This is a genomic window from Caproiciproducens puteiluti (assembly GCF_052442865.1).
In the GTDB taxonomy this organism is placed as follows: domain Bacteria; phylum Bacillota; class Clostridia; order Oscillospirales; family Acutalibacteraceae; genus Caproiciproducens.
Genome location: NZ_CP194790.1, coordinates 1839700 through 1865227, shown reverse-complemented (window position 1 = coordinate 1865227; position 25528 = coordinate 1839700). Strand labels below are relative to the sequence as shown.

The following is a 25528-nucleotide window of genomic DNA, read 5'->3' as shown; positions in this document are numbered from 1 at the left end:
GCATAACCATCTTTTATTTCAGCCATTTGCCGACATACCGGTGGAATCTTTGAAAATACAGCGCAACGAGGGAGGAAATCGCGTAATCGTACACGGCGAACACAAAATTGCCGGCAACCAGAAAGACCCACGGAAGATAAATCCCGAAAACGGTAAAGCTGTCTTCCGGCACGCCGAGCACCCGGATGCTGAGAAAAAATCCCAGGATCATCGCGGCATTAAAGACTCCAAATTTGAGGAAATAAGATAAAACGCGGCGGTGCATTCCTTCAATCTGCGCCTTCAGGATCGGATAATAGCCGAAAAAAACGACGAACAGCATAGCGGCCTCTTTATCCCCCGCAAGCAGAAGAGAAAGAACCGACGACGCAAGATAGACAGGCCACGCCCACCCCACGCCCAGCTCGACAACGACCACGATGAGCAAAATGCCGGCAAAAGCGGGCAAGGCATAGGTTCCGATGGAAATCAGTCCGGTCAAAAACATCGTCACGGTGCAAAGCGCCGTTATGACTCCGCAAAAGGCCAGACGAATCGTTCTGCTCAAGTCGATTCCTCCCTGAACAAAATCAGCAGCAAGGGATTAAATCTCCGCCCATGCACTCACAGCAGCAGTCTGCGCAGATCAACGAAGAACAGACATCGCATCCGCTGCAGCTGCCGGTACGCGGCACATTGGGGTTGTACCCTCCATACACGCCGTTTCGCTGATTGGTAACCTGATTCATAGCGGCGCGGTACTCGCCGTTGTAGGGGTCCATCTGACAGGCCCTGGCAAAATTATTGTAGGCCTCTTCCAGCCAGCCCCTTTTATACAGCACGGTCCCCTTTAAGAAATACCACTCGGCATTCCTGCTTTCCGACGGAACGCCGTTCAGAATCTGTTCCGCGTCCGCAATGCGGCCCAGCATAATCAGATTCCGCACGTCATTGAAGCCGGAGGAATAGGAATTCCCGTAGCTTTGTCCGGCATAGCCCGTATTCGGTGCCGTATACCCGGCATAGCCGCCGTTTTTCTGCTGTTTTCTTTGTGCGACAACCGTATCGTAAGCCTCGTTAATTTCTTTCATCTTTTCACCGGCAAGGTCGGCGATCGGACTTCCGGAATAATTATCGGGGTGATATTTTTTGGCAAGTTCGCGATAAGCGGCTTTTATCTCGTCGTCTGTCGCCGTTGAAGATACTCCCAATACCTTATAAGGATCTGACATGCACTTTCTCCTTCTTAAATAGTAATTCTTTTTGTATTTCCGGCAAGCCTTTCAAAACAACGTTCTGAATGATCTCGCCAAAATGATCCAAATCCAAAATATTCAAAGCGGCCGTCAGTTGGGAAAGCGTCAGGTTCAGAACCTCATTTGCATAGCTTTTCGCCTTTTCCAGTTCCTCCGGACTGCTGGCATCATTCAAGCCGCATTGAATAATAAACGGATTGAACGACGCTGTTTTCAGATCCTTTTCCATATCATCCGCGGCGTCAATAATATATACCCAGCGGCCTAAAAAATAACCAAACTGCCGCAAAATCCGTACTTTAGGAGAATCTGGCTCCCCATCCTCCCCTGCAGAAGCCTCAAAAACCTGCTGCAGCATCTTCGCCGTCGGCTCCGCGCAGGAATCAAGACACGGGTCGGGCGCCTGCTCCGCGGCCTTCTGTTCTTCCATGGAAGCTGAAATAATCGCGTCCAGCCGGGGAAAATCGGCGGCGGCTTTTCTGTGTGCCCGCGCAGCGAGGAGCAGCAGGGCATACGCGCGAAGCTTTCCCCAGAAGCGGGAGTCCGCAATATCGTCCCTGATTTTATAATAAGTCATAATGACGGAAAGGGCTGAGGCAGAGACGAATTCCGGTTCCCCGGAACTGCAGAAGGTGCATTTTTTCAACGGATTGACAACGCAGCGTCCGCTTTGAAAGCCGGGACACTCCGGACGAAACGCAAGCAGCATCAGTGCATAGAAAGTGCAGTCATAGCTTAAAGTAAGCCGCGATACCATTCCGTAGCTTTTGCCCAGCTGACGGCACAGGGAACAGTATACCCCCTTGTACTGTTCATACTCACGGACAAGCAGCTCCGATTTTTGCGGTCTTACGTAACCAAACACAGAATCATCCTTATAATCATAGCATATTTTATAGTATTCGTATATTATTTTACTATATCTGACACCATAATTTAATGAACGATATGTAAATTTTATGGATTCCACACTCAAAGGGAAAGAATGGCCTAAATTTTTTCCAGTTTTATTTTTAAAACTAATTTTTGCACAAATTTATTTAGTTGCAATTGTGCATAATGTATGGTAATATGATCATACAAGGAAAAGAATTTTTCCTTTGGTGGCCTTATTCAAAACAGGAAAGAACAGATCAATTGGCGGGTTATTGTATTTGTTAAAGGCGCATGCTATAATCTGCTTAGAAGGAAATCCCATTATTTAGGAGGTTAAGAATATGAAGCTGTACGACATTGATGTGGTAAAACTGATTGAACTCTTGGACAAAGCAAAAGGAAATGTCTACCTGATTACCGAGGACGGAAACACCCTGAATCTGAAGAGCAAGCTCTGCCAGCTGTACGGTGTGCGGGCGCTTTTGGAAAGCGCGAAAAATTCGACGGTTTCAGCCGAACTGAACGTAGAAAATCCGGAAGATGAACTGATGTTTATCAACTATATGATGAGCAAATAAATTTTACCGATAACGACAGCCGCCGCTGCAGTATTGCAGCGGCGGCTGTTTTCATACGATGCTCGGCGGTTATTTTTTCAGTTCAAACCGCGCGACCCTGTCGCGAAGCAAGCCGGCCTGAGCGGACAGCTCTTCGGCGGCGGCAGCGCTTTCCTCCGCGGTTGCCGAGTTGGTCTGGACCACCGCCGAAATCTGGGAAACGCCCGCATCGATCTGTTCAATAGAATTGGCCTGGTCGCTCGAAGCAGCGGCGATCTGCGTGACCAGATGATTGACTTCCGTGGATTTCTGAACGATCTGATTGAGCAGCTCCGCCGTTTTACCGGCGATTTTGGTTCCGTTGTCCACAGCCCTGACGGAATCCTCAATCAGCGAGGTGGTATGCTTCGCCGCCTCCGCGCTCTTGCTGGCAAGGTTTCTGACTTCGTCAGCCACCACGGCAAAGCCTCTGCCGGCCGCGCCCGCCCTGGCCGCTTCCACCGCTGCGTTCAGCGCCAGAATATTGGTCTGAAATGCGATATCGTCAATGGTTTTAATGATCTTTGTAATTTCGTCGGACGATATCCGGATGCGGTCGATCGCCCCGGTCATTTCCCCGATTGTCTGTTTGCCGGTATCCAGCTGCCGTTCCGCGTCCTGCGCAAGCCGTTTGGCGTTGCCCGCGTTCTCCGCATTCTCTTTCACCTGCCGTGATATTTCATTGATGGAAGCCGACAGTTCTTCCAAAGAACCCGCCTGTTCGGTCGCCCCGCTGGAAAGCGCCTGTGCCCCGTTGGCGATTTCGCCCGCCCCGCTGGCCACCTGCTGGGCCGCCGTTTCAATTTCCACGAACACCGTGTTCAAAGAATCGATGATTTCCAGAAGCGCCTTCTTAATGGGAGCAAAATCTCCTACATAATCGTGCTTAACCTCCAGCCGCAGGTTTCCGTTGGACATATTGACAAGTACGTCGGATATTTCCTCTATGTAGCTGCTCAGCTTTCCGGAAGTATCTTTAAAGTTAGCCGCCAGTTCGCCGAGCTCATCCTTGGTATGTACCTCGATATCGGAATGGAGCTTTCCGTTTCCCATATCCGTCGACAGCGCGACGATACTGTCAATCGGAGAGAGAGACCGTCTGATCTGATAAAATACAATGAATCCGATGACGGCAATCCCTATGAGTCCGCCAATGCCGACGAGAATGATCAGGACGGTGATCTCCCTCAGCGCTTCCGACTTCTGGACAACAAACGTGCTGGTCCAGTTTTCGTCGATCCCCTCAATTTTCAGCGGCTGGGTAACCCTGTACTCCTGACTGCCTGTCTTGCCGTCATATTTCGTCCCCGCTTTTTTCTGATCGGCCGTATTGGAAACATAGTTCGAACCGGCGGAAAGAATATAATTGCAGGAGGTGGAGTACCCGCCCAAGTCGTAATCAAGATGATTGATCGTATCCGTCAGGATATCAGTGGTTGCAACTCCCAGAAAATTGTCGTCCTCATCCAGAATCGGGTTGCTGATCGTAATCAGCCAGACGATTCTTCCGGAACTCAGCTGATAGGAATACGGTTCCGAAATATGCGGCTTTTTTGTCTGTTTGCTGACCGCATAATATTCCCCATCCTTGTAAGTACTGTAGTCGCTTAAAATATCCAGCTTCTTTTCCGTGCCGAACAGATAGGCATAATAGGACCGGCCGTCCGCACTGTGTTCAAACATTCCGTTCGGTTCAAACGCCACATAAGCCGAAAAGATGCGTGTGTCGTCCAGATACGCGGACAGGTCTTTCTTGATAAACTGATCACGCGTATAGGAGTCCAGCTCCTTGTAGCGATAAACTTCGAGAGCCAGCGCCTTTGACAGGGTCTGCATGTTGTTCAGATAGGAGGACGCCATATAGGCGTTGTTTTCAGCCAGGTTATTGATATTGTTCACGACCGTTTTTTCCTGTGACGCAGACAGGTAGATGTTCAGGAACACACATAACGCCACCATCATAACGGCAACGGCAGAAATAATCCGGAGCGGGATTCTGAATACCAGCTTATTTTTGTCGGCTTTCAGATGAATCTTCCGAAACCGGATTTTCTTGAAATTCAGTTTCCGAATTTTGATTTTGGGTAATTTGATCTTTTTCATTTTTTCTCTCCTCTCAACCGCATTGATTTCCGACTTGCCGCACCAGGACTATAGCCGCGTCCCGATGATTAATGTTATATATCGACAGCTTCTTTACAAAATGAAGCAAGCCGGATATAAAAAAGCATTGTTGTAAAAACTCACAACAATGCTTAGTTTTTGAAATCATTTCTATTTAATTAATAAGCGGCGCTCAGCGGATTCAGTACGCCGTACCCCTTATTTTGGATGTCGTCAATAAACTGAATGGCCTTGCCAGCTCCCAGCGCGACGCAGATCTGGGAATCCTCGGCAAGCTTTACCGGCATTTTCGCCTTTTTGGAAATTAGCATATCGACACCGTAAAGCTGGGCCGACCCGCCCGTCAGAATGATACCGTCCGAATAAACGTCCCCCATCAGCTCCGGCGGCGTTTTTTCCAGCATCTCCTGAATGGTCCGGACAATCTGCATCGCCGGTTCAATCAGGGCCTCCAGCATTTCGTCGCAGGAGATGTCCGCCCACTGCGGCAGCCCGGTCATTGCATTTCTGCCCTTAATTCTGTGACTGCACAGGTCCTTTCTGGGATAAACGCAGCCGATCGCGATTTTTGCTTCCTCAGCCATGCGCTGGCCGATAATCAAATTGTATTTTCTTCGGATATACTTGATAATTGCTTCATCAAAGGCATTCCCAGCGACCTTAATGGAGCGCGAAATTGCAATGCCGCTCAGGGAAAGCACCGCCATATCCGTCGTGCCCCCGCCGATATCGACGATCAGAGTGCCGTGCGGCGTGGAAATGTCCACACCGGCACCCAGCGCCGCGGCCACGGGTTCCTCAATCAGACAGATTTTGCGCACGCCCGCCGCGCTGATCGCGTCCACCACCGCGCGTTTCTCAACCTCTGTAATCTGGCACGGCACGCTGACGACAACGCGGGGCATAAAAACCTTGCTCCCGCTGATTTTTTTCAAATAGGTGCTAATTAGATACTGCGCCAGATCAAAATTGGAAATGACGCCGTTGCAAAGCGGATGGGAAACGGAAATCTTGTCCGAGGTACGTCCCACCATCCTGTAGGCTTCCGAGCCGATTGCCACAACTTCGTCCGTTTCCACGTTAACGGCAACAACTGCCGGTTCATTAAGTATAATGCCTTTCCCGTCAAGGTAAATCTTGACGGCTGATGTACCAAGATCTATCGCAATGTCAGTACCCAGCACGTAATCACATCCAATCTCTATTCATCTTATTATATTATTACAAAATCAGAAATTTTTCAACTTAAAGTGCGCGGGCCACTGCGGCACACGTTATCTTTTTTGCTCCGCCGTCAAGCAGAACACAGCCGCATTCCCCCAGCGTAGCGCCGGTAGTCACAATATCGTCTATCAGCAGGATGCTTTTTTCCGCTGTCTGCTCCCCGTCCCTGATCCGATAGACGCCCCGGACATTGCTGCGGCGTTCCTTTTCGCTCAGCTTGTGCTGTTCCCGGTTGTTCCGGAGCTTGACCAGATACTCCCGGTAAGGCAGGCCGAGGCGTTTTGCGACCGCCCTTGCCAAAAGCTCCGACTGATTATAGCCTCTCGCTTTGTACCGTTCCCCCGAGATGGGAACGGACGTAACCGAATCGAACCGCGCTTTGGGAAAGCTTTTTCCGATTTGCACAGACATGCTCTCCGCATAAAAATCCGCAAAATCCTTTTGCCCGTAAAATTTAAACCGGAGAATGGATTCCCGGATTTTCCCGCTGTATAAATAGGTCGCGGTACATAAAATAGTTTCACCGGAACCCGGCAGATAAATGCATTTTTCGCCGGAGGTATGTAAAATTTCTTTTTCGCATTTTTCACATACGAATTGACCGGAGGGAACGATCCCGCGGCAGAAAATGCACTTCGGCGGAAAAATCATATCCAGAAACATCGAAAAAAGCTTAGCGCTCATTCTGCGCGCCTCCGGTCAGAAAATAGTAGAGCCCGGAGTACCGGCGCATTTTTTTATCGTTTTCAACCATGTGCTGAATCGCTTTCTGCGACCCGACTAGAATCAAAAGGGACTTTGCACGCGTAATCGCGGTATACAGCAAATTTCTGTAGGAAAGCTGGGGCGCTCCCTGAAACATGGGCATCACAACGGCGGTAAATTCGTTTCCCTGGCTCTTGTGTACCGTCATGGCATAGGCAAGCTCCAGCTCCGCCGCGGTCTCCAGCTCGTAAAGCACCATGCGGTCATCCATCTGCACCGTAATAGTGGAAGCCCGGCGGTCAATACCGCACAGAATACCGAGATCGCCGTTAAAAACGCCTTCCCCGCTTGTCCCGTCCGGTTTCACCCAGGCCAGGTTATAGTCGTTTTTGATCTGCATCACCTTGTCGCCCTCCCGGAACAGGGTGCCGTTAATGGTGATTTCATTTTTTGTTTTATCCGGAGGATTGATCACTGCCTGCAGCTTTTTGTTGAGCTCCACAGTACCCAGTTCCCCTTTTCTGGAGGGAGACAGCACCTGGATATCCGACAAAGGCGAGTATCCGTAGCTTGCGGGCAGACGGACCGCGCACAAATCAACAATCGTGGAGCTGATTTCCGCGGGGCTTCCGTACGGCAAAAAGAAAAAGTCGCTGTTTCTGACGGAAAGCTCCGGCATCTCTCCTTTTACAATTCTGTGCGCGTTCATAACAATCAGGCTTTGCATGGACTGGCGAAAAATCTGATTGAGCTGGACAACGGGCATCAGTCCGGTGGCGATCAGGTCGCCCAGCACGTTGCCCGGCCCGACGCAGGGCAGCTGGTCGCAGTCGCCGACCATGACAAGGCGGCAGCCGAGCGGAAGGGCGCGCAGGACCGCCTCGAAAATATTGGCGTCCACCATGGACAGCTCGTCAATGACCAGCGCGTCGCATTCCAGAAGATTCTTCTCGTTCTTGGAAAACACAGGCAGATCGTTTTCATCCCATTCCACCTGAAGCAGGCGGTGGATCGTTTTCGCGTCCTGCCCTGTCAGCTCGGACATCCGCTTGGCTGCTCTGCCGGTCGGCGCGGCAAGCAGAACCTTCTCCCCCTTCGTCTCCAGAATCTTGATGATCGCGTTAAGGGTGGTGGTTTTTCCGGTTCCTGGCCCGCCCGTCAGAATCAGCATACCCTTGGAAAGAGCCTCTTTGATCGCCCGTTTCTGTCCGTCGGCGTACTGAATCTGAAACGTTTCCTCAATATTTGAAATATAATTGTCAATTCCAAGAATGGACTGCGCCGGAAAGCGAAGCATCATGTTCAGCCTTCCCGCGGAGTACAGCTCTGACCGGTACAGCTTAGGGGTAAAAATATACTCCCGGCCATCAAAAAGGACGGCGCAGACAGACATTTCCGCCTTCAGGGCTTCCAGCGTGTCAAGAGCCTGCTCCGGCCCAATGCCGAGCATCTTCTGCGCGGCGGCCAAAAGCTTGTCCGCGGGCAGGCAGGTATGGCCGTTTCCGACATTGTGCTTCAAAACGTGCAGAATGCCTGCGCGGACCCTGCAGCCGTCGTCCTGCGGCCTCTCAAGAGAGGCGGCAATATCGTCGGCGCGCTCAAAACCGATTTCCAGCCCATCCTCACACAGGCAATAGGGGTCCTCCTGCACGCGCTCCGCGGCCTGCGGGCCGTAGAGCTTCCAGACCCTGACGGCCTCGTCGGGTGAAATGCCGAAGCTGCTTAAATACAGCATGATTTCCCGGATGCCGTGTATCTTTTTGAACTCATCGCTCATTTTCTTCGCTTTTGCCCTGGTAATGCCCTTAATGGCGCAAAGGCGCTCCGGTTCCTCTTCCAGCACCTGCAGCGCGTTCATGCCGAACATGTCCACAATTTTCCCGGCGGTACCCGGGCCGATGCCCTTGACAGCGCCCGACGAAAGATATTTCAGCATGGCGGCCGCAGTGGAGGGCTTCGAGCGCTCAAAACCTTCCACCTTAAACTGGGTCCCGTAGTTCGGATTGTTAATCCAGCTGCCCACAACGCGCACTTCCTCGCCCGCGCTGACCAGCGGCATCGTACCCACGGCCGTAACCAATTCTTCCCCATTATTGATTTCTATAATCGCATATCCGTTCTTCTCATTTTTAAAAATGACCTGTTCCACGGAACCGGTCATTTCCAGCATCTGATCTTCCCGCATGAAACTCCCTCGTATTTTATGATTCATAAATTTAGTATAATACATGAGCTATGTATTTGCAAATTTATTGACATAGAATATCCGGCAGTTCTTCGGGAGTACAGACTTCTACCCCGGGGTTTCGGTTGGAAATAATTCTGCATACCACGTTTGTTTCTTCATCCATACCTTTGTCAAGACAAATCAGCATTTTTTCGTCGCCGCGAATCCATTTAAGTCTTTCGATCGCGCTTTCCAACAGCATTTCGGCGCCTTCATCGTGGCCTTCCAGGGAAACGACCAGATAAAGCTTGCCCGGACGGGAGGGCCTGAGCATCCAGAAAATGATATTCCTGACGATTTCAGCGGCGCCGATGATAGCCAGAAGAACAAAAGCGATTTTTGCAAGGATCTCAAGCATAAAAAGTCACCTCAACACAGTTTATGTGCTGAGGTGACCAAATGCTATGCTTATTTTGCCAATGCGGCTTTTAGAGCGTCGACCTTGTCTCGCTTTTCCCACGCAACGTTCAGGTCCTCCCGGCCCATATGGCCGTAATTGGAAACGGAACGGTAAATAGGACGGCGAAGATTCAGGTCATGGATAATCGCCGTGGGACGAAGGTCAAACACCTTTTCCACCGCCGCCGCAAGCTCGTCGTTGCTGTATTGGGAAGTACCGAACGTATCCACCATAATGGAAACGGGTCTTGCCACGCCGATCGCGTAGGCGATCTGAATTTCACATTTTTTTGCCAGGCCCGCCGCAACAACGTTTTTTGCCGCGTAGCGCGCCGCGTAAGCCGCGGAACGGTCGACTTTGGTAGGATCCTTCCCCGAGAAAGCGCCGCCTCCGTGCCTTCCGTAGCCGCCGTAAGTGTCAACGATGATTTTTCTTCCGGTCAGTCCGCTGTCGCCCACCGGACCGCCGATCACAAAACGGCCGGTCGGGTTCACAAAGAACTTCGTCCTGTCATCCAGCCATTTTTCGGGAATCACCGCTTTTATCACATGCGCGATAATATCTTCTCTGATCTGCTCCAGCGTGGCGTCGGGGTCATGCTGGGTGGAAACCACAACGGTATCCACGCGCACCGGCTCGTCCCCGTCGTACTCCACGGTCACCTGCGTCTTGCCGTCCGGCCTCAGATAGGACAGGGTACCGTCCTTTCTGACCTGGCTCAGGCGCTTCGACAGCCTGTGCGCCAGAGAGATGGCAAGCGGCATCAGCTCCGGCGTTTCGTCGCAGGCGTATCCGAACATCATGCCCTGATCGCCAGCGCCGGTCACGTCGTTTGCGTCCGTCGCGCCCTGCTTCGCCTCATAGGACTGATTGACGCCCATCGCGATATCGGGCGACTGGATATCGATGGAGGTGATCACGCCGCAGGTGTTGCCGTCAAAACCGCAGGCGGGGTCGTCGTAGCCGATGTCCTTGACTACCTGCCGCGCCACCGACGCAATATCCACATAGCAGTCGGTAGAAATCTCTCCCATGACATGGATAACGCCGGTGGTGGCCGTTACTTCACACGCAACGTGAGCTTCCGGGTCCTGTGCAATAATTTCATCCAGCACGGCGTCCGCAATCTGGTCGCAGAGTTTGTCCGGATGGCCTTCCGTTACTGATTCCGATGTAAAAAGATGTCTTGCCATTGAGCAATCCTCCTAAAATAAAATAAATAAAAAACGCCGTCCGGAAAATCCGAACGGCGTGTATGATTACCTCATCTTTCGGCTTTACCGCAGGAATTGGCACCTTACGCTTTGTAGGTTGCCGGACATCATAGGGCCTGTTCCCTCCGTCACTCTTGATAAGGGCATATTTAATTTTCTGATGTGATTATAACATAGATCAGATTGATCGTAAAGAACAAAAATAGGCAAAGTGCATGTCCCTGATCGGGGATAAACTGTACGGTTTCAATAAATGATTATCTTCTGCCGATTCTGTTGTGCAGAATCGGGCTGACACGCTTATAGGTCAGCATGGTCACAGCGGAAACCAGCACCCCCTTGAGCAGGTTGAACGGCGCTACGGCAAGCATGACAAAGGATGTAAGATCGTTGATGGAAGGATTGACCGCGTGTCCCATCGCGATCAGCGCGTCCAGCGGCATATTAAACACCTTGGCGTAAAACGGCAGCAGCACAAAAGCGTTCAGCAGGCTTCCCGCAACAATCAGCGTAAACGTACCGACCGCCATACCGATCAGCGCGCTTTTTTTCGATTTGCGGTGTCTGTAGATCAACGCGCTGGGAATGACAAACGAACAGCCGATGATAAAGTTCGCGATATCGCCGACTCCGCCCGTCGAGCTTCCGTGAATAATAAGGTAGAGCAATATTTTGACCAGCTCAATGACAACGCCGGCAAAGGGACCCATGGCAAAGCTGCCGATCAAAACAGGAAGCTCGCTCAGATCGATTTTATAAAAGCTGGGCGCAAACCAGAGCGGTATTTCCACGACCATCAGGACAGCGGCGATGGCGGACAGAATTCCGATTTGCGCGATGCCTCTGGTATCCAATAATTTCGCTGACTTTTTTTCGTTTGTAATCGTATTCATGATTTCTCCTATCTTCTTCATAAGTATTTTCGCTTCGGCACTAAAGCGGGGTGAAAAGGATGCAGGAAACACACAGGCTACTTCGTCTTCCTCATTGAAAAACTCCCTTTCTAGTTGCCAACGAAAAAAAGTCCCACAGTAAAAAACTGCGGGACGAAAGTATACGCAAACACGCGCAATCTTCTTCCATCCGGACTATACCGTCGGCTTTGGAATCAAACCAAATCAGCTTTCGCTCGCGGGCTCGTCGGCTTACGCCGCTTTACCGCCGGTGGGGAATTGCACCCCGCCCCGAAGACAACTTTATTTAATTTATATTATTATAGCACTGTGAGAATTGTGTGTCAATCTTTCTGCAGATATTCTTTCGGAATACTCTGACTGACAATATTGTTGATGTATTTCAGGCTGAACGCCGGAGTATAGCGCTTTACGCCGTGAACGGCGGCCAGAGCGTCCGTGTACTGACTCAGCGGATAAATCGTAATACCCGCGCATCCCTTGCCGTAGTGCGTGACGATCGGCTTGAATTTCATATCCGTAAAGGTCGTTTTGTCCGTTGTAAAATCCTTGGTCATTGTAACGGTCAGAATGCCGCTGACCATATTATCCCCGCTCTGCTGGGCGGAAACAAGGTTGCCGAACGCAAAAATGACAGGACACTTCGTCCCGTCCTTCCGGGTCAGGACCGTCAGCTTCTGTAAAACATGGGGATGATTTCCGAAAATGATGTCCGCTCCCCAATCGACCATATTCTGCGCAAGCGTCTTCTGCTTGTCCGAAAGCGTGTAGGTATTCTCATTTCCCCAATGCACGGAGATAACCACGACATCCGCCATTGATTTTGCTTTTTTGATCAGTTTTTCTATCAGTTCGGTTTCGTTTGCGTAGATCAGCCGATATTTGGAATTTTTGGGAAGATAAAGCCCGTTTGTCATTTCCGTAATACCGATATGGGCGGTTTTGATCCCCTTTGATTCCACGATCCGGATATTCTGCAGATCTTCCTCATCGCGGTAGGCGCCCACCACCTTTACGGACGGTTTAGTCGCCCAGTAGTCCAGCGTGGCGGCAAGGCCCGCTTCGTTTTTGTCCAGAACATGGTTGTTGGCGTGATTAATGACGTCAAACCCCAGATTGACCAGCTCGTCCCCCAGCTCGGTAGGGGAGTTGAAGCGCGGATAGCCCGACAGCGGCGCGATCTTTCCCGCAATCGGCGTTTCCTGATTGACAACGGAGATGTCCGCATTTTTGATATCCGCCGCTATGCGCGTATAGACCGGAGAAAAATCAAAGCCTTTCCCCCCTGTCCGGCTCTGCGCCTGCTTATAGATCACATCGTGAATCAGGTCGTCGCCAACGCCCAGAATCGTAATGGAAACCGGCTTTTGAACCGGTTTGGACTCCGCTTTTGACACTGCTTCCGACGAAGCCGCCGCATGTAACGGTGCGGATACTCCGGACGGCAGTCCCGTTTTCCCGGTCCCCTGATTCTGCAGGAATAAGACCATGGAAGCAACACAGGCGCCTGCCAGAACCACAGCCAGACACACACGGAAAACGATCCGGGACAGATTGTTTTGATCCTTCTTCATATAAAAACCCCTAAAAAGTTATTTGAATACTTCCCCACCAAGCGGTTCAGTATATTTTGCCGAATCCACGCTCTATTTGTCTACATTATAACATGACTGCTGACAGAAAGCTACTTTTGCCCGCGCAGAACGCACCCTTTTAAAACGTTAAAAAGGCCCTGCCCTTTCGGGCAAGGCCTTAACAAACAAGAGTTACAGATTACTGAGCGTTGATCTTAATAACAACGCCGGAGCCAACTGTGTGGCCGCCTTCACGGATAGCGAAGCGGAGGCCCTCTTCAATAGCGATAGGGGTGATCAGCTCAACGTCCATTTCGACGTTATCGCCGGGCATACACATCTCAGTGCCTTCCGGCAGGGAGATAACACCTGTAACGTCTGTAGTTCTGAAATAGAACTGAGGACGATAGTTGTTGAAGAACGGAGTATGACGGCCGCCTTCATCTTTGGTCAGAACGTAAACCTGGCCACGGAACTTTGTGTGCGGATGAATGGTTCCCGGCTTTGCAAGAACCTGGCCGCGCTCAATTTCCGTTCTCTGGATACCACGGAGAAGAACACCGACATTATCGCCGGCCTCTGCGAAGTCAAGGGTCTTTTTGAACATTTCAAGACCTGTAATAACAGACTTTCTACGCTCTTCGGTCAGACCGACGATCTCAACTTCTTCGCCGACCTTAGCTCTGCCGCGATCGACTCTACCGGTGGCGACCGTACCACGGCCGGTAATGGTGAAGACGTCTTCAACAGGCATAAGGAAAGGAAGGTCGGATTTACGCTCAGGAGTCGGAATGAAGCTGTCAACAGCGTCCATCAGCTCATGAATGCATTTGTACTCCGGCGCATCCGTATCCGTAGATTTGGACTCAAGCGCTACAAGAGCGGAGCCGCGGATGATCGGTGTGTCGTCGCCCGGGAACTCATACTCGTTCAGAAGGTCACGGATTTCCATTTCAACAAGGTCAAGGAGTTCAGGATCGTCAACCTGGTCGACCTTGTTCATGAAAACAACAATATAAGGCACGCCAACCTGACGGGCCAGAAGGATATGCTCTCTGGTCTGCGGCATCGGGCCGTCAGCAGCGGAAACAACAAGGATAGCACCGTCCATCTGAGCAGCGCCGGTGATCATGTTCTTTACATAGTCGGCGTGGCCTGGGCAGTCAACGTGAGCATAGTGACGGGCAGCCGTCTGATACTCAACGTGAGCGGTGTTGATGGTAATACCGCGCTCTCTCTCTTCAGGAGCCTTATCAATATTTGCATAGTCAACGAAGTCAGCCTCACCGCTGAAGTTAAGGACCTTGGTGATCGCCGCGGTCAACGTGGTCTTGCCATGGTCAACGTGGCCGATAGTACCAATGTTTACGTGTGGTTTGGATCTGTCAAATTTTGCTTTTGCCATTGGAATTCCTCCTTTTTATTTATACGATAATAATTTTAATGATTTAACTATGCCTATCATTTTATCAATAACATCAATAAAAATCAAGCGTAATTTTACAAGTTATTCGCACTTTTTGTTGCGTGAAGAAATAATGTTTTCCGAAACCGACTTCGGCACTTCCGTAGAAGTGGCGGGTTCCATGACGTACTGGCCTCTGCCCTGTGTCTTGGAACGCATATCGGTCGCGTAGCCAAACATTTCAGAAAGCGGAACATGCGCCCTGATCTGCTGTGCGCCCGGAATCGCATCCATGCCTTCGATCATGCCGCGGCGGGAGTTCAAATCGCCGATGATGTCGCCCATGTACTCCTCGGGCACCGTAACGGTAACCTTCATGATCGGCTCCAGAATGACCGGATTCGCCTTTCTCATAGCCTCTTTGAAAGCCATGGAACCGGCAATCTTAAACGCCATTTCGGAGGAGTCAACCTCATGGTAAGAGCCATCGTAAAGGGTTACCTTGGTGTCGACTACCGGATAGCCGGCGAGAACACCGGAGAGCATAGCGCCCTGAATACCCTGGTCAACAGCCGGGATATATTCCTTCGGAATCGCACCGCCGACGACGGCGTTGACAAACTCGTAGCCATTGCCCGGGTTCGGCTCAATGCGGATCTTAACATGACCGTACTGGCCGCGGCCGCCGGACTGACGGGCATACTTGGTGTCAACATCCGCATTCCCGCGGATGGTTTCCTTATAGGATACCTGCGGCTTGCCGACGTTCGCTTCCACATGGAACTCACGCAGAAGTCTGTCGACAATGATCTCAAGGTGAAGCTCGCCCATGCCCGCGATGATCGTCTGACCCGTTTCCTCATTGGTATACGCCTTAAAGGTAGGATCTTCTTCCGCAAGCTTTGCGAGGGCAATTCCCATTTTTTCCTGGCCGGCCTTTGTCTTCGGCTCGATTGCGACTTCAATAACCGGGTCCGGGAATTCCATGGATTCAAGAATAATCGGATGCTTTTCGTCACAGAGTGTATCACCTGTGGTGGTATTTTTCAAACCAACCGCAGCCGCAATATCACCAGCATAAACAACGTCGATATCCTGACGGTGATTGGCGTGCATCTGAAGAATACGGCCCAAACGTTCGTTGTTGTCCTTGGTCGAGTTGTAAACGCTGGAGCCAGCCTGAATGGAGCCGGAGTAGACGCGGAAGAAGCACAGCTTTCCGACATACGGGTCTGTGGCAATCTTAAACGCCAGAGCGGCGAAAGGCTCGTTATCGCTGGCATGGCAATCCTGTTCCTCGCCGGTTTCCGGATTCACACCCCTGATAGCGGGAACATCCGTCGGCGCGGGCATATAAGCCACGATTGCGTCAAGAAGCTTTTGAACGCCCTTGTTTCTGTAAGAAGTACCGCAGGTGACGGGAACCATATGGTTGGCAATCGTGGATTTACGGATTGTAGATATGATTTCGTCCTTCGTGAGAGTTTCCCCGTTCAGGTACTTCTCCATCAGGGCATCGTCCTGCTCCGCGACATGCTCAATCAGTTCGGTGTGATACTGGTTGGCAAGCTCGAGCATATCCTCCGGGATATCCTCCACTTTCATGTCCTTGCCCATATCGTCGTAGTAAATATCAGCCTTCATATCGACAAGGTCGATGATGCCCTTAAAGGTATCCTCGCTGCCGATGGGAAGCTGAATCGGCACGGCATTGCACTTCAGCCGATCTTTCATCATCTGGACAACACGGAAGAAATCTGCGCCCATGATGTCCATTTTATTTACATAAGCCATACGGGGGACATGATATTCCTCAGCCTGACGCCAAACCGTCTCCGACTGCGGCTCAACACCGCCCTTGGCACAGAAAACCGTTACCGAGCCGTCAAGCACGCGCAGCGAACGCTCAACTTCTACGGTAAAGTCAACGTGGCCCGGGGTGTCAATGATGTTGATCCGGTGGCCCTTCCAAAAGCAGGTAGTCGCAGCGGAGGTAATGGTAATACCTCTCTCCTGCTCCTGCACCATCCAGTCCATGGTCGCAGCACCATCATGCACTTCGCCAATCTTATGGTTAATTCCTGTGTAATACAGGATACGTTCAGTTGTTGTTGTTTTACCGGCATCAATGTGCGCCATAATACCGATATTGCGGGTTAATTCAAGTGATACCTGCCTTGGCATAGTTTCCTCCTTAAAGTCTGAAATGTTGGGATTTGTACACTATTTCAGGTAACAGACCAACATGTGTTGGATTACCATCTGTAATGAGCAAATGCCTTATTGGCCTCTGCCATCTTATGCGTATCGTCACGCTTCTTGGCAGCGCCGCCAGCACCATTTACAGCATCAAGAATTTCACCGGCAAGTCTCTCTCTCATCGTCTTCTCAGATCTAAGTCTTGAATAGTTGGTTATCCAACGTAAGCCTAATGTTTGTCTTCTTTCAGGGCGAACCTCCATAGGAACCTGGTAGGTTGCACCGCCGACACGGCGGGCCTTGACTTCGAGAGCCGGCATAACATTTTCCATAGCGGCCTCAAAAACCTCCAAAGGTTCTTTCCCTGTTTTCTCGTTGATAATATCAAATGCGCCATAAACGATCTTCTGGGCTACGCCCTTCTTACCGTCGACCATAATATTATTGACGAGACGTGTTACAAGCTTGGAATTATACAGTGGATCGGGCAAAACGTCACGTTTTGCGATATTACCTCTTCTTGGCACTTTACTTCCCTCCTTCACATGAATGATATCATAGGTACTCGAAAGCGACAAACTCCCGTGGCCAACACAGAGGCGTTTCTATATGAAAAACGCCGCTGCATTCTGTTTAAAACATGCAGCCGTTCGGTTTCTGTCAATTTAAACTACCTTATTTTTTCGCAGCTTTCGCCGCGCCGGCCTTCGGCCGCTTTGCGCCATACTTGGAACGAGCCTGCATACGCTGTGCTACACCCTGCGCGTCAAGCGTACCGCGGATAATGTGGTAACGCACGCCAGGCAGGTCCTTCACACGGCCGCCGCGGATCATCACGACACTGTGTTCCTGAAGATTGTGGCCGACACCGGGGATATAAGCACTGACTTCAATTCCGTTGGAAAGCCTGACTCTGGCGATCTTTCTGAGCGCGGAGTTCGGTTTCTTCGGAGTTGCGGTCTTTACCGTTGTGCAGACACCACGTTTTTGCGGGGAATCCTGATCGATGGAAACACGTTTCTTGGAATTCCAACCTTTCAAAAGCGCAGGGGCTTTCGCCTTTACTACAGCAACTTCTCTGCCCGTATGGACTAACTGGTTAAATGTTGGCATAAGACACCTCCTCACATCAATTTTTATATGTTAAGCGAATATATAGTATATCCGCCGTAACAGTGAAATAATCTTTAAACAACTTATTCCTGTCCTGAAGGGTCAGCCTCAGAACAGGAATGAAGCGCTCAATCAGTAAACCATCACAATTGTTTATTATAAGGCTACACCGCGTCGTTTGTCAAGTCTTGATTTACGGGCTCGATCTTTACGTCGCTGTAGCATTTCATGCCCGTACCGGCGGGAATCAGCTTGCCGATAATGACATTTTCCTTCAGTCCGAGCAGCGGGTCGACCTTGCCTTTGATCGCGGCGTCGGTCAGAACACGCGTTGTCTCCTGGAAGGAGGCGGCCGACAGGAAGGAATCGGTGGCGAGCGAAGCCTTTGTAATACCAAGCAGAACCGGTGAAGCGGTAGCTTCCTTCAGATCCGGCTCGCCGTTTTTGATACGGTCGCGAATGGCCTGGTTCTCTGTTTCCAGTTCCACCTTCTCAATCAGGGAGCTCGGCAGAAGCGTGGTATCGCCGGAATCCTCGATCTTGACCTTCTTCATCATCTGGCGGACAATGACTTCGATATGCTTATCGTTGATATCAACACCCTGCATCCGGTAAACGCGCTGAACTTCCTCAATAAGGTAGTCCTGAACAGCGTGAGTACCACTGATTGCAAGAACGTCGTGCGGATTGACGGAGCCTTCGGTCACCCTTGTTCCGGCCTTGATCTGCTGGCCTTCCGCAACAATCACGCGGGAGCCGTACGGAATCAGGTAGGACTTGGAATCGCTCGTTTCGGAGTTCGTCACAACGACATGGCGGTTCTTCTTGATCTCCTCAAAGGAAACCGAGCCGGCTATCTCACTGATAATGGCAAGATGCTTCGGCTTGCGGCCTTCGAAAAGCTCTTCAACACGCGGAAGACCCTGTGTAATATCCTCCGAGCTGGCGACACCGCCGGTGTGGAAGGTTCTCATGGTCAGCTGTGTGCCCGGCTCGCCGATGGACTGCGCCGCAATAATTCCGACCGCTTCGCCGACCGCGACCGTCTGGCCGTTCGCAAGGTTCGCACCGTAGCACTTCTTGCAGACGCCGTGCTTTGCACAGCAGTTCAGCACGGAACGGATCTTAATGTGTTCCACGCCGCTCTTGACAATGATGTCGGCGTCCTGGTCGTTCATCAGCTTATCCTTGGAAACAAGGACCTCCCCCGTCTTCTCATCGACAAAGTCTTCGACAAGATATCTTCCGAGTAGACGCTCGTGAAGGGGCTCGATCGCTTCCTTACCTTCGCGGATATCGTATACCTCAAGGCCGTCGGTTGCGCCGCAGTCGTCCTCACGAATGATGACATCCTGGGAAACGTCGACAAGACGGCGGGTCAGGTAACCGGAGTCGGCCGTTCTCAGAGCAGTGTCCGCCAAGCCCTTTCTGGCGCCGCGGGAAGAAATGAAGTATTCCAAAATGTTCAGGCCCTCACGGTAGTTGGCCCTGATCGGAATTTCAATGGTTTTACCGGATGTGTTGGCAATCAGTCCGCGCATACCGGCCAGCTGGCGAATCTGGCTCATGGAACCACGGGCTCCGGAATCCGCCATCATGAAAATCGGGTTGTAGCGGTTTAGGTTTTTCTGCAGCGCAACGGAAACATCCTCCGTTGCCTTTGCCCAGGTTTTCAGAACCGCGTTGTAACGCTCACCGTCGGAAAGAAGACCCATCTTGAACTGGCCGTCAACGGTATCGATCTGCTTTTCGGCAGCGTCAATGATCTGTTTCTTTTCCGGCGGAATCGTTGCGTCGCTGACAGCGACCGTGATCGCGCTCAGGGTGGAATATTTGTAGCCCTGCGATTTGATGCTGTCCAGAACGTCGGCCGTCTGGGCGGTGCCGTGCGCTTTGATACACTTATCGATAATGACGCCCAGCTGCTTTTTGCCGACCAGAAAATCGATTTCATACTTAAACAGGTTATCCGGATTGGAACGGTCAACGTAGCCCAGATCCTGTGGAATCGGCCTGTTGAAGATCATACGGCCAACGGTGGTGTCCACCAGCCGGGAAACCTCTTCCCCGTTGATTTCCATGGTTCTGCGGACCTTGATCTTCGCGTGAAGGCCGACGGTCTTGGAATCATAAGCCATAATGGCTTCATTATGGTCTCTGAATATTTTGCCTTCGCCGAGTTCCCCATCCTTTTCCAAAGTGAGGTAATAGGAACCCAGCACCATGTCCTGTGTAGGAACGGTAACGGGGCGTCCGTCGGAAGGCTTGAGCAGGTTGCCGGCAGCCAACATCAGGAAGCGGGCCTCAGCCTGCGCTTCTGCGGAAAGCGGAACGTGAACAGCCATCTGGTCGCCGTCGAAGTCTGCATTGTAAGCCGTACAGGCCAGCGGATGCAGCTTTAAGGCACGGCCCTCAACCAGCACCGGCTCAAACGCCTGGATACCGAGTCTGTGCAGTGTAGGCGCGCGATTCAGAAGGACCGGGTGGTTCTTGATGACGATTTCCAGCGCGTCCCAAACCTCGGGCTTCGCGCGCTCCACCGCTTTTCTGGCGGCCTTGATGTTTCCGGCGGCGCCGGTTTCCACAAGGCGTTTCATGACAAAGGGCTTGAACAGCTCCAGCGCCATTTCCTTCGGAAGGCCGCACTGGTACATTTTCAGTTCCGGGCCTACCACAATAACGGAACGGCCGGAATAGTCGACGCGCTTGCCCAGAAGGTTCTGGCGGAAACGTCCTTGCTTGCCTTTCAGCATGTCGGAAAGGGATTTCAGCGGACGGTTGTTCGGTCCAGTTACCGGGCGGCCGCGGCGGCCGTTGTCGATCAGGGCGTCAACGGCTTCCTGCAGCATGCGTTTTTCGTTGCGGACAATGATATCGGGAGCGCCAAGCTCCAAAAGCCTTTTCAGGCGGTTGTTTCTGTTGATTACACGGCGGTAGAGGTCGTTTAAGTCGGACGTCGCGAAACGGCCGCCGTCAAGCTGTACCATCGGACGGATATCCGGCGGAATGACCGGAACCACATCGAGGATCATCCATTCCGGACGGTTGCCGGAAAGGCGGAAGGCTTCGATCACTTCCAGACGTTTCAGAATGCGGACACGCTTCTGGCCGGAAGCGCCGGCAAGCTCTGTCTTGAGCTCTTCGGAAATAACGTCGAGGTCGATTTCCGCCAGAAGCTTTTTGATCGCTTCGGCGCCCATGCTGGCTTCAAAGTCGTCCTCATACTTTTCACGCATATCACGGTACTCTTTTTCGTTCAGGAGCTGCTTTTTCTGCAGCTCGCGGACGTTGCCGGGGTCCGTTACGATATACAGTGCGAAATACAGAACCTTTTCCAGCATACGGGGGGATATATCAAGGATCAGTCCCATTCTGGACGGAATTCCCTTAAAATACCAGATGTGGGAAACAGGAGCGGCCAGCTCGATGTGGCCCATGCGCTCGCGGCGAACCTTCGCCCGGGTGACTTCAACACCGCAGCGTTCGCAGATCTTCCCTTTATAGCGAATTCTCTTATACTTTCCGCAATGGCATTCCCAGTCCTTTTGGGGCCCGAAGATACGTTCACAGAAAAGACCATCGCGTTCGGGCTTGAGGGTACGATAATTGATCGTTTCCGGTTTTTTCACTTCGCCATGGGACCATTCTCTGATTTTTTCCGGTGAAGCAAGTCCGATCTTGATTGATTCAAAAACATTAAATTCCATATTGCAACCCCATTCTATTATATTTCGTCGCTGCCGTCAGAATTAAGGTCAAAGGGTTCGTCCTTATCAAATTCATCTTCCTCATCACTGTCATCGCTGGTGTCGTCTTCAATATAGTCGTCCACGTCGTCAAACAGGCTTTCGTCGTCATCCGAGTCCTCCACCGAATAGCCTTCAAGGTCGTCGGCAACATTCGGCTCGTCAAAGCTTTCGTCCGAAGGATTGAAGCCCATGTCGTCATCATCGTCAAAGTTCTGCTTCAGATCGATTTCCTCATTGTTCTGGTTCAGCACCTTGACGTCAAGGCCCAGGGACTGCAGTTCTTTAATCAGAACCTTAAACGATTCCGGAACGCCCGGCTTCGGAATGTTCTGGCCCTTCACGATCGCTTCGTAGGTCTTTACGCGGCCCACGACGTCGTCGGACTTGACGGTAAGAATTTCCTGCAGGGTATACGCCGCGCCGTAAGCTTCCAGCGCCCAGACTTCCATTTCGCCGAAACGCTGGCCGCCGAACTGCGCTTTGCCGCCCAGAGGCTGCTGTGTGACAAGGGAGTAAGGTCCGGTGGAACGGGCATGGATTTTATCGTCAACCAGATGATGCAGTTTCAGGTAATACATAATGCCGACGGTAACCGGGTTGTCAAAGAACTCTCCGGTACGGCCGTCCTTCAGAATGGTCTTGCCGTCCTCACTGATGCCGGCCTTTTTAAAGCATTCGACAATGTCGTCTTCATGCGCGCCGTCGAATACCGGGGTCATGATCTTCCAGCCGAGCGCCTTTGCGGCATAGCCGAGGTGAACCTCAAGCACCTGTCCGATATTCATACGGGAAGGAACGCCCAACGGATTCAGAACAATGTCGAGCGGGGTGCCGTCCGGAAGGAACGGCATGTCTTCCACCGGAAGGATACGGGAAACAACGCCCTTGTTGCCGTGGCGGCCGGCCATCTTATCGCCCACGGAAATTTTACGCTTCTGGGCAATATAGCAGCGGACAACCTTGTTGACACCGGGGCTTAGCTCGTCGTGGCTGTTTTCGCGGGTAAATACCTTTACGTCGACCACGATGCCGTATTCGCCGTGAGGCACTCTCAGAGAAGTGTCCCTCACCTCTCTGGCCTTTTCACCGAAGATGGCGCGCAGCAGGCGCTCTTCGGCGGTCAGCTCCGTCTCGCCCTTCGGCGTGACCTTACCGACAAGAATATCACCGGCACGCACCTCGGCGCCGATGCGGATGATTCCGCTTTCGTCCAGATCGTGAAGCAGATCCTCGTTGACGTTCGGAATATCCCTTGTGATTTCCTCCGGCCCGAGCTTCGTGTCTCTGGATTCAATTTCGTATTCTTCAATATGAATGGATGTGTAAACATCGTCGCGGACAATCTTTTCGCTGATGAGAACAGCATCCTCGTAGTTGTAGCCTTCCCATGTCATGAAGCCGATCAGGGCGTTTTTGCCCAGACTGATTTCGCCGTCCTTGGTCGCGGGACCGTCGGCAATGACGGAACCGGCTTCCACTCTCTGGTTGACATCGACAACGGGAACCTGATTGATACATGTTCCCTGGTTGGAACGCATAAACTTAGTAACATGGTAAACGTCGACGCTGCCGTCGTCGCAGGTCACCCGGATTTCATCCGCGCTTACGCTGCGGACAACGCCGGAGTGTCTGGCGATCACGCATACGCCGGAGTCGACGCCGGCTTTATATTCCATACCGGTTCCGACGATCGGAGATTCGGTTTTCAGAAGCGGAACCGCCTGCCGCTGCATGTTGGAACCCATCAGCGCACGGTTGGCGTCATCGTTTTCCAGGAAGGGAATCATCGCGGTGGCGACGGAAACAACCATCCTCGGCGAAACGTCCATATAGTCCGCTTTCTCGCGCTCGATTTCAAGGAACTCGTCGCGGTAACGGGCGTTGACCTTGGCATTTTTGAAACGCCCCTGCTCGTCGAGCGGTTCGTTCGCCTGCGCAACGATATAATCGTCCTCAATATCCGCGGTCATATAAATCACTTCTCGGGTAACGCAGCCGGTCGCTTTGTCCACGCGGCGGAACGGCGCTTCAATAAAGCCGTACTCATTGATTCTGGCAAAGGTCGCCAGATAGGAAATCAGTCCGATGTTCGGACCTTCCGGCGTTTCAATCGGGCACATGCGTCCGTAGTGGCTGTAGTGAACGTCACGGACTTCGAAGCCCGCGCGGTCTCTCGACAGACCGCCGGGACCCAGGGCGGAAAGACGGCGCTTATGCGTCAGCTCCGCAAGCGGGTTCGTCTGATCCATGAACTGCGACAGCGGGGAGGAGCCGAAGAATTCCTTGATCGCCGCCACAACAGGACGGATATTGATTAAGGAATGAGGGGTCAGGACTTCCAAATCCTGTGCCTGCAATGTCATTCTTTCACGTATAACGCGCTCAAGTCTGGAAAAACCAATTCTAAACTGATTCTGAAGCAGTTCGCCGACCGAACGGATACGGCGGTTTCCCAGATGGTCGATATCGTCGAGATTGCCAAGGCCCACAGCCAGGCAGTTCATATAGTTGATCGAAGAAAAAATATCGTCGATGATGATGTGCTTTGGAATCAGCTCATCCGCTCTGGTTTTAATGGTCTCCTTCAGTTCCTCGTCCGAAGAACAGGAATCCAGAATTTCAGCCAGCACGCTGAAACGCACTCTCTCGTTGATCCCGCATTCGGCTTTCGCGTCGAACCCGACAAATTTGTTGATGTCAACCATGCCGTTGGAAATTACCTTTACCTCACGCTCGTTGACATTGACGAACGCGATGGACACGCCTGCATCGTCAATTTCATGCGCTTTGTCGTGAGAAAGGATTTCACCCGCTTCCGCCATCAGCTCGCCGGTAAGCGGGTTGACAATGGGACGGGAAAGCTTCTGGCCGGTAATGCGTCCGGCAAGATTCAGCTTCTTATTATATTTGTAGCGGCCGACACGGGAAAGGTCGTAGCGGCGGGCATCAAAGAACAAACCGTTGATGTGGGACTGAGCACTCTCAATCGTCGGCGGTTCGCTTGGCCTTAATTTTCTGTATACTTCAAAAAGAGCCTCTTCGGTGTTTTTGCAGGGATCTTTTTCAATAGTGGCGTTCATACGGTCGTCGTCGCCGAAATATTCGCGGATTTCCTCGTCGGTTCCAAGGCCGAGCGCGCGGACAAAGACCGTTACCGGAATTTTCCTGTTTTTATCGATACGGACATAGAAAACGTCGTTGGCGTCGTTTTCATATTCCAGCCACGCGCCGCGGTTCGGGATAACGGTGGAGCTGAACAGTTCCTTGCCCGTCTTGTCATATTCCATTTTATAATAAACGCCGGGTGAACGGACCAATTGGGAAACAATCACGCGTTCCGCGCCGTTGATAACAAAAGTGCCGCTGTCCGTCATGAGCGGAAAGTCGCCCATGAAAACCTCGGATTCTTTTATTTCCCCGCTTTCCTTGTTGAGCAGGCGGGCGGTAACCCTTAGAGCGGCCGCATAGGTAGCGTCGCGCTCTTTGCATTCTTCCACACTATAATTCGGTTTGTCGTCGTCCAGTTTGTAATTCACAAAGTCCAGCACAAGATTGCCGGTATAGTCAGTAATTCCGGAAACATCCTTGAAAACCTCCTTGAGGCCTTCGTCAAGAAACCACTGATAGGAATTCTTCTGTACCTCGATCAGGTTTGGCATGTCCAAGACTTCATCAATACGCGCGAAGCTCATGCGAACATTTTTGCCTACTTGCACCGGTTTGACATTCACCATTGGCTCGATCACTCCATTCATATATTTACCATCTTCGCAAGAAATAAAGCACAAAAATAAGCTGCATCCATCTCCCCTTTTGGAAGGTTTTCATGGGAACCTCTTGCCTTTTTGAAATTGTTGTGATATGATAGAGCAAGATAGACGTGAGTATATGTTTCCATGATGATGCAGTATATTATTTTATTACAATATATTGTGTTTGTCAAGCCATGTTTTACAAATTTATTATTTAAATG

General features: G+C 51.5%; 18 protein-coding genes and 2 riboswitches. Of the genes, 1 reads left to right on the top strand and 17 read right to left on the bottom strand.

The features are described 5' to 3' along the window. Positions 1-13: 13 nt before the first annotated feature. From ACRQU7_RS08985 to ACRQU7_RS08975, 3 genes are read right to left on the bottom strand one after another with little or no spacing between them, the layout of a single operon-like run. Entirely contained in the window at positions 14-547 is a 534-nt protein-coding gene (locus ACRQU7_RS08985) for a hypothetical protein (RefSeq protein WP_444645334.1), read from the bottom strand. A gap of 22 nt (positions 548-569) precedes the next feature. Further along, positions 570-1211, bottom strand: a complete 642-nt coding sequence (locus ACRQU7_RS08980; protein ID WP_444645332.1) for a DnaJ domain-containing protein — start codon at positions 1209-1211, stop codon at positions 570-572. Continuing rightward, a complete protein-coding gene (locus ACRQU7_RS08975; RefSeq protein WP_444645330.1) occupies positions 1195-2100 on the bottom strand; it encodes a DUF5685 family protein in 906 nt (301 codons plus the stop codon). The genes ACRQU7_RS08980 and ACRQU7_RS08975 overlap by 17 nt, the downstream gene beginning before the upstream one ends. 352 nt (positions 2101-2452) lie before the next feature. On the opposite strand from ACRQU7_RS08975, the gene ACRQU7_RS08970 reads away from it, so the two are divergent. Then, complete coding sequence (locus ACRQU7_RS08970) at positions 2453-2689, top strand: hypothetical protein (protein WP_141825118.1); 237 nt, start codon at positions 2453-2455, stop codon at positions 2687-2689. Positions 2690-2758: 69 nt separating this feature from the next. Here ACRQU7_RS08970 and ACRQU7_RS08965 read toward each other — a convergent pair whose 3' ends face one another. The 14 genes from ACRQU7_RS08965 to rpoB all read right to left on the bottom strand — a co-directional run bounded on the left by ACRQU7_RS08965 (position 2759) and on the right by rpoB (position 25289). Then, on the bottom strand, positions 2759-4810 hold the full coding sequence (locus ACRQU7_RS08965; protein ID WP_444645328.1) for a methyl-accepting chemotaxis protein: 2052 nt from the start codon (positions 4808-4810) through the stop codon (positions 2759-2761). Between the two features lie 179 nt (positions 4811-4989). Further along, positions 4990-6015 carry a rod shape-determining protein gene (locus ACRQU7_RS08960; RefSeq protein ID WP_038323951.1) on the bottom strand — a complete coding sequence of 342 codons (1026 nt, stop codon included), beginning with the start codon at positions 6013-6015 and terminating at the stop codon, positions 4990-4992. 61 nt (positions 6016-6076) lie between these two features. After that, positions 6077-6739 carry a ComF family protein gene (locus ACRQU7_RS08955; protein WP_444645325.1) on the bottom strand — a complete coding sequence of 221 codons (663 nt, stop codon included), beginning with the start codon at positions 6737-6739 and terminating at the stop codon, positions 6077-6079. Further along, complete coding sequence (gene recD2 / locus ACRQU7_RS08950; protein WP_444645323.1) at positions 6729-8945, bottom strand: SF1B family DNA helicase RecD2; 2217 nt, start codon at positions 8943-8945, stop codon at positions 6729-6731. Before recD2 ends, ACRQU7_RS08955 begins: the two co-directional genes overlap by 11 nt. 64 nt (positions 8946-9009) lie before the next feature. Then, positions 9010-9345 carry a hypothetical protein gene (locus ACRQU7_RS08945; protein ID WP_038323944.1) on the bottom strand — a complete coding sequence of 112 codons (336 nt, stop codon included), beginning with the start codon at positions 9343-9345 and terminating at the stop codon, positions 9010-9012. A gap of 50 nt (positions 9346-9395) precedes the next feature. Further along, positions 9396-10580 (bottom strand): methionine adenosyltransferase, encoded by a 1185-nt coding sequence (gene metK, locus ACRQU7_RS08940; RefSeq protein ID WP_038323942.1) that lies wholly within the window; start codon positions 10578-10580, stop codon positions 9396-9398. 68 nt (positions 10581-10648) lie between these two features. After that, a riboswitch (SAM riboswitch) is annotated at positions 10649-10745 on the bottom strand. Positions 10746-10858: 113 nt separating this feature from the next. Next, positions 10859-11494 (bottom strand): ECF transporter S component, encoded by a 636-nt coding sequence (locus ACRQU7_RS08935; RefSeq protein ID WP_038323938.1) that lies wholly within the window; start codon positions 11492-11494, stop codon positions 10859-10861. A gap of 174 nt (positions 11495-11668) precedes the next feature. After that, positions 11669-11797, bottom strand: a riboswitch (FMN riboswitch). A gap of 41 nt (positions 11798-11838) precedes the next feature. Beyond that, positions 11839-13089, bottom strand: coding sequence for a CapA family protein (locus tag ACRQU7_RS08930; RefSeq protein ID WP_444645320.1), 1251 nt, complete (start codon positions 13087-13089; stop codon positions 11839-11841). A gap of 199 nt (positions 13090-13288) precedes the next feature. Further along, positions 13289-14494 carry an elongation factor Tu gene (gene tuf, locus ACRQU7_RS08925; protein ID WP_038323936.1) on the bottom strand — a complete coding sequence of 402 codons (1206 nt, stop codon included), beginning with the start codon at positions 14492-14494 and terminating at the stop codon, positions 13289-13291. Positions 14495-14596: 102 nt separating this feature from the next. Next, complete coding sequence (gene fusA / locus ACRQU7_RS08920) at positions 14597-16678, bottom strand: elongation factor G (protein ID WP_444645318.1); 2082 nt, start codon at positions 16676-16678, stop codon at positions 14597-14599. Between the two features lie 71 nt (positions 16679-16749). Next, positions 16750-17220, bottom strand: a complete 471-nt coding sequence (gene rpsG / locus ACRQU7_RS08915; RefSeq protein WP_038323934.1) for a 30S ribosomal protein S7 — start codon at positions 17218-17220, stop codon at positions 16750-16752. Between the two features lie 148 nt (positions 17221-17368). Beyond that, a complete protein-coding gene (rpsL, locus tag ACRQU7_RS08910; protein WP_038323933.1) occupies positions 17369-17806 on the bottom strand; it encodes a 30S ribosomal protein S12 in 438 nt (145 codons plus the stop codon). A 164-nt stretch (positions 17807-17970) separates the two neighbouring features. Then, positions 17971-21513, bottom strand: a complete 3543-nt coding sequence (gene rpoC, locus ACRQU7_RS08905; protein WP_444645315.1) for a DNA-directed RNA polymerase subunit beta' — start codon at positions 21511-21513, stop codon at positions 17971-17973. Between the two features lie 17 nt (positions 21514-21530). Beyond that, entirely contained in the window at positions 21531-25289 is a 3759-nt protein-coding gene (gene rpoB / locus ACRQU7_RS08900) for a DNA-directed RNA polymerase subunit beta (protein ID WP_444645559.1), read from the bottom strand. Between the last annotated feature and the right edge of the window lie 239 nt (positions 25290-25528).

Bases quoted from the DNA above. Each gene is read 5' to 3' on its own strand.
- ACRQU7_RS08980 (WP_444645332.1), bottom strand. From the start codon at position 1,211: ATGTCAGATCCTTATAAGGTATTGGGAGTATCTTCAACGGCGACAGAC.
- recD2 (WP_444645323.1), bottom strand. From the start codon at position 8,945: ATGCGGGAAGATCAGATGCTGGAAATGACCGGTTCCGTGGAACAGGTC.
- ACRQU7_RS08955 (WP_444645325.1), bottom strand. From the start codon at position 6,739: ATGAGCGCTAAGCTTTTTTCGATGTTTCTGGATATGATTTTTCCGCCG.
- fusA (WP_444645318.1), bottom strand. From the start codon at position 16,678: ATGCCAAGGCAGGTATCACTTGAATTAACCCGCAATATCGGTATTATG.
- metK (WP_038323942.1), bottom strand. From the start codon at position 10,580: ATGGCAAGACATCTTTTTACATCGGAATCAGTAACGGAAGGCCATCCG.
- ACRQU7_RS08945 (WP_038323944.1), bottom strand. From the start codon at position 9,345: ATGCTTGAGATCCTTGCAAAAATCGCTTTTGTTCTTCTGGCTATCATC.
- ACRQU7_RS08930 (WP_444645320.1), bottom strand. From the start codon at position 13,089: ATGAAGAAGGATCAAAACAATCTGTCCCGGATCGTTTTCCGTGTGTGT.
- ACRQU7_RS08965 (WP_444645328.1), bottom strand. From the start codon at position 4,810: ATGAAAAAGATCAAATTACCCAAAATCAAAATTCGGAAACTGAATTTC.
- rpsL (WP_038323933.1), bottom strand. From the start codon at position 17,806: ATGCCAACATTTAACCAGTTAGTCCATACGGGCAGAGAAGTTGCTGTA.
- rpoC (WP_444645315.1), bottom strand. From the start codon at position 21,513: ATGGAATTTAATGTTTTTGAATCAATCAAGATCGGACTTGCTTCACCG.
- ACRQU7_RS08970 (WP_141825118.1), top strand. From the start codon at position 2,453: ATGAAGCTGTACGACATTGATGTGGTAAAACTGATTGAACTCTTGGAC.
- rpoB (WP_444645559.1), bottom strand. From the start codon at position 25,289: ATGGTGAATGTCAAACCGGTGCAAGTAGGCAAAAATGTTCGCATGAGC.
- ACRQU7_RS08935 (WP_038323938.1), bottom strand. From the start codon at position 11,494: ATGAATACGATTACAAACGAAAAAAAGTCAGCGAAATTATTGGATACC.
- tuf (WP_038323936.1), bottom strand. From the start codon at position 14,494: ATGGCAAAAGCAAAATTTGACAGATCCAAACCACACGTAAACATTGGT.